5 protein-coding genes are annotated in these 4,941 nt (G+C 38.0%); 3 read left to right on the forward strand and 2 right to left on the reverse strand.

Annotated elements, in window-relative coordinates; translation table 11 throughout:
- Positions 1–205 precede the first annotated feature (205 nt).
- Together mpl and KPC_RS17785 are read right to left on the reverse strand one after the other, a co-directional pair.
- Entirely contained in the window at positions 206–1,573 is a 1,368-nt protein-coding gene (gene mpl / locus KPC_RS17780) for a UDP-N-acetylmuramate:L-alanyl-gamma-D-glutamyl-meso-diaminopimelate ligase (protein WP_121975675.1), read from the reverse strand.
- A gap of 151 nt (positions 1,574–1,724) precedes the next feature.
- Positions 1,725–2,264 (reverse strand): hypothetical protein, encoded by a 540-nt coding sequence (locus KPC_RS17785; protein WP_121975670.1) that lies wholly within the window; start codon positions 2,262–2,264, stop codon positions 1,725–1,727.
- A gap of 81 nt (positions 2,265–2,345) precedes the next feature.
- Between KPC_RS17785 and KPC_RS17790 the strand changes: the two genes are divergently transcribed.
- The 3 genes from KPC_RS17790 to KPC_RS17800 all read left to right on the forward strand — a co-directional run bounded on the left by KPC_RS17790 (position 2,346) and on the right by KPC_RS17800 (position 4,631).
- Positions 2,346–2,693: a DMT family protein gene (locus tag KPC_RS17790; RefSeq protein WP_407641999.1), complete on the forward strand. Its 348-nt coding sequence runs from the start codon at positions 2,346–2,348 to the stop codon at positions 2,691–2,693.
- Positions 2,694–2,984: 291 nt separating this feature from the next.
- Positions 2,985–3,494, forward strand: coding sequence for a 5-(carboxyamino)imidazole ribonucleotide mutase (gene purE, locus KPC_RS17795; RefSeq protein WP_121975672.1), 510 nt, complete (start codon positions 2,985–2,987; stop codon positions 3,492–3,494).
- Between the two features lie 15 nt (positions 3,495–3,509).
- Positions 3,510–4,631 carry a 5-(carboxyamino)imidazole ribonucleotide synthase gene (locus tag KPC_RS17800; RefSeq protein ID WP_121975673.1) on the forward strand — a complete coding sequence of 374 codons (1,122 nt, stop codon included), beginning with the start codon at positions 3,510–3,512 and terminating at the stop codon, positions 4,629–4,631.
- The last annotated feature ends 310 nt before the right edge of the window (positions 4,632–4,941 follow it).

Here is a 4,941-nt window from a genome sequence, read left to right on the forward strand (position 1 = left end):
ATTTTTACATAATAAGTTACTTATTTTTAAATTATTTTTTCTAATTATAAACACTATAAAAATAGTCTTTAAGATAGTTCTCATATCCTACTATTTATATGTTCTAAGTCTTATTTTTATGTAAAAGAACGATATTTGAAATATTAAATTCGGGATAAACAAATGGGGCGTATTCAAGCCCCATTCTAATCAAATATCTGAAGTCTTATTTTGCTTTCAAAGCAGCAATCAATTTCTGGTGCAACCCGCCAAACCCTCCGTTTGACATGATTACAACAGCATCACCCTCGCCTGCTTCATTTACAACTGTTTGAATGATTTCTTCCAGTGAGCGGGCAACAACAGCTTTGTTTGGTGCAGCGTCAATTACAGGTTGTAAATCCCAGTCTAGGCCTTCAGGTTGATACCAGATTACCTCATCAGCCAAACGCGCGGAATGTGCCAAGCCATCTTTATGGCTACCCATGCGCATGGTATTGGAACGTGGTTCGATGACTGCCCAAAGTTTACGTCCACTTAAACGCTTATGCGCGCCGTCCAGTGTTGTTTCGATGGCTGTAGGATGGTGAGCAAAGTCATCATATACTTCGATGCCATTGACGGTATCAAGCAACTCCATGCGGCGTTTTACCCCACCAAAGTTGGACAAGGCTTCACATGATTGTGCAATTGAAACACCAACATGTTCTGCTGCGGCAATGGTTGCTAGCGCATTAGCTACACTGTGTTGCCCTGTCATTGTCCATTTTACTTCACCTTGTACTTGCCCATGCTGGAGTACTTTAAAATGGGAGCCATCTGCTGAAATCAGTTCGGCATAGACTTCTGCTTTGTCATTTGCTTCTAGAGAAGTACGGACAACTGGTGTCCAGCAGCCCATTTCCAATACTTCATCAATATTACTTTCAGTGATTGGGGCAATGATACGACCCTCACTCGGGATAGTACGCACCAGATGGTGGAATTGTTTTTGGATTGCAGCCAGATCATCGAAAATGTCAGCGTGGTCAAATTCGAGATTATTTAAAATCGCAGTTTTTGGATGGTAATGTACAAACTTAGAACGTTTATCAAAAAATGCTGAGTCATATTCATCTGCTTCAACACAGAAATATTGACCACCACCTAAACGCGCACTTTCAGTGAAACCTAGTGGAACACCACCGATCAAAAAACCCGGATTTAAACCAGCCTGATCAAGTACCCATGCCAACATAGTGGTTGTTGTGGTTTTTCCGTGTGTACCTGCGACGCCGAGTACATGCTTGCCTTGTAATACATGATCAGCCAAGAACTGGGGACCTGAAATATAAGGTAAACCTTCATTTAACATGTATTCAACTGCATCAATACCACGCTTCATGGCATTGCCTACAATCACAAGATCTGGATGCGGTTGTAAATGACTACGGTCATAACCTTGCATTAGGGTAATGCCTGCATTTTCGAGTTGGGTAGACATTGGCGGGTAAACGTTTTGATCAGAACCTGTCACCTTATGTCCTAAATCACGCGCCAAAAGCGCAAGTGAACCCATAAAGGTGCCACAAATACCCAAAATATGCAGATGCATTCGTTTTAACTCCACTGCTTTTATAGACACATCACTTTGTTTTGGTGGTGTTGTCATTATTGACTCAATTTAAAGGCAACGATAGCAAGGGTTTGCTTGAAAAGATAGTTTTTCTTGTAAGGAAAAACTAAAATTCAGAGCTCATATTTTTTTATTGGGAGTTTTTTAATTGTATAGTTGTTTCCGCATAGAAAAATACACTATCTTCTTCACCATTTTGTAGAAATTTAACAACTTTATTTAATGGAAATATAAAGTTTTCACCATCTGTCAGAACTGCAGCAATCGCAATAGAATATTCCAGATTTTTAAAAAGCTTAGGATTTATTTCTTTTGCTGTTTCATAGTCCACCCAATACCATGTTCTTTTTTTATCGTTTTTTCTTATTGTTTCTCCAACATATGCTCCTGTACGTAAAATAGTTTTAAACTTTAGATTATCCGATATTAGATTTAAATCATTCATTCTTACATTCGATAGGTAAGTATCAATAAGCTTTAAACTTTCAATTGAATAGTCCAGTTTTTTAGGATTCAGGGTATTAAATTTATATACAGGATCTTTTTTTTCACTATAGAACATGTGTGCTAGATCAGATAAGGCTTCATTTTGATTGGATAAATTTAAGTCAACTGCATAACTCATATTGGTTGAGAACAATAAAATAATTGCTAAAAATATTTTTTTCATATAATTCATTCGTTTCGGTAGTTTTAATAAATTACAAATTTTAATATAAGATTATTACAAGTTCTGTGGGGGTAAATAAATTTGAATGTCTCTTTACTTGCTTTAGGTTTTCTTATCATCTCCAACTGTTTTATGACTTTGGCATGGTATGGGCATCTCAAATTTTTACACAATGCTCCGCTCTGGCAAGCTATCCTTTGTGGTTGGGCAATAGCCTTACTTGAATACAGCTTTATGATTCCAGCGACACGTTTACTTGCCGCACATGGCTGGTCGATGGGACAAATGAAAATTACACAGGAAGTAGTGACTTTATTGGTTTTTGTGCCATTTATGATTTTTCTGTTTAAACAACCATTTAAGTTGGACTACTTATGGGCAGGACTGTGTTTATTCGGTTGTGTGTATTTTGTATTTAGAAGTCAGTAGATATATTTTAATTTTTGTGAGTTTAAAACTTCTTCTCTTTCTAAAGAGAGAAGTTTTATTTTACAAGGAGAGATTGATGATTGAGTAATTTTAGCCTTTACACAATCAAATTTACTTCACGCTAACTTATTTCCAGACATTTTCCTAAAAAATATTAAAAATAAGTGTCCTATCCTCTCTGTTTAATTTTCGTAAGATGAAAAATCAGTCTATAATAACGAGCTTCTTAATTCTAAAGCTTGGCTCTGGTCGAGATTTATCATTTTTACTTCAGTCTCTGGAACATTAGCAATGAATGCGGACGCAAACGCTCAACCACTTGTTGGAATTATTATGGGGTCTCAATCGGATTGGGCAACCTTGGAAAACACAGCCAATATGCTCAAGCAGCTTGGTGTTCCTTTTGAAGCTGAAGTCGTTTCTGCGCATCGTACCCCAGACCGCTTATTTGAATATGCTGAAACTGCACGTGAGCGCGGTATACAAGTGATTATTGCAGGTGCTGGTGGTGCAGCACATTTACCTGGAATGTGTGCTGCAAAGACTGATTTACCTGTACTCGGTGTACCTGTCAAATCATCCATTTTAAATGGTGTCGATTCTCTTTTATCTATTGTGCAAATGCCTGCTGGTATCGCTGTAGGAACGCTTGCAATAGGTCCAGCTGGTGCAACCAATGCGGCAATTATGGCAGCACAGATTTTAGGTCTAACTCGCCCTGAAATCGCGAAAAATGTTGCGGATTTCCGTGCCGCACAAACAGACAAGGTTGCGAGTCATAATATTCCTGGTCAAGCTTAAAACGAGACAAAAGATATGGATAAAACCATCGGGATTTTTGGTGGTGGGCAACTCGGTCGAATGATGGCACAAGCTGCTCTTCCACTGAATATTCAATGTACTTTCTTTGAGGCAAGTACAGATTGCCCCTCAGCTGCGTTAGGTGAGGTAATTTCTTCAAAATCTGAAAATGGCTTGAAAGAATTTATAGCAAGTGCTGACGTATTTAGTCTGGAGTTTGAAAATACTCCGCTTTCAGATGTAGACGAACTCACAAAAAGCAAAGCTATACACCCTCCTCGTCAGGCTCTAGCAACAGCACAAAATCGTCTGCTTGAAAAAGCATTGTTTGATAAGCTAGACATTCCTGTTGCACCGTATAAAGCTGTAGATTCACTGGAAAGCTTAACATCTGCGGTTGATGAACTGGGCTTACCAATCGTACTCAAAACTGCGACTGGTGGTTATGATGGTAAAGGTCAGTTTGTATTACGTTCTGTTGATCAAATTGATCAGGCTTGGAAAGAGCTTGGCCCTGCGAAAAGTTTGATTGCGGAAAGTTTTGTAACTTTCTCACGTGAAGTCTCAATTATCGCTGTACGCGGGATAAATGGTGAAGTGAAGACCTGGGCTTTAGCAGAAAACCATCATCATCATGGTATTTTGTCACACTCTATTGTCCCTGCACCAAACAGTGCTGATTTACAACCTGTTGCCCAAGATTATATTACTCGCCTCTTGAATCATTTGAATTATGTTGGCGTGCTCACTCTTGAGCTGTTCGTAACAGATAAAGGTTTATATGCCAATGAAATGGCACCACGTGTGCATAACTCTGGGCATTGGTCGATCGAAGGTGCTGTTTGCTCGCAGTTTGAAAATCACATTCGTGCAGTTGCAGGTTTGCCATTGGGCTCAACTGATGTTGTACGTCCAACAGTAATGATCAATATTATTGGCAAGCATCCAAAAACTGAAGATGTTTTGGCATTGAGCGGAGCACATTTACACCTTTACAATAAGGCAGAACGTCCAGGGCGTAAACTTGGTCATATTACCCTAATGCCAGTAAATCAAAGTGAATTGCTGATTTTATGTCGTCAATTAGCGAAAATTTTACCTGAACCTTTAGCATTAAGTGAAGATATGAGCATTTAAACGTAAGTTTGTATGCTAAAAAAGCAGTCATAGTATGGGCTGCTTTTTTTATGTTTTATCTTCAGGCATGATGCCTTCTCCTGATATTTCACCAACAAATTTTTCATTTTCTTGTTCTCATTATTCTAAATACCAATATCCTAAATATAATATTTATCCACATTGTTTAAATTTAAACAATGAATTCAAAGTTGGTTTTATTTTTGAATTTAAATCTCGATAATCTTTTGGAGTCTAAAGTTATCCACATTTTGTTTTAAATTTAAAAGTTATCCCCAATGAATTTAAAATGTTACTGGAACATAGGGAC

It is taken from the genome of Acinetobacter stercoris (assembly GCF_900323515.1).
GTDB classification, from domain to species: Bacteria; Pseudomonadota; Gammaproteobacteria; order Pseudomonadales; family Moraxellaceae; genus Acinetobacter; species Acinetobacter stercoris.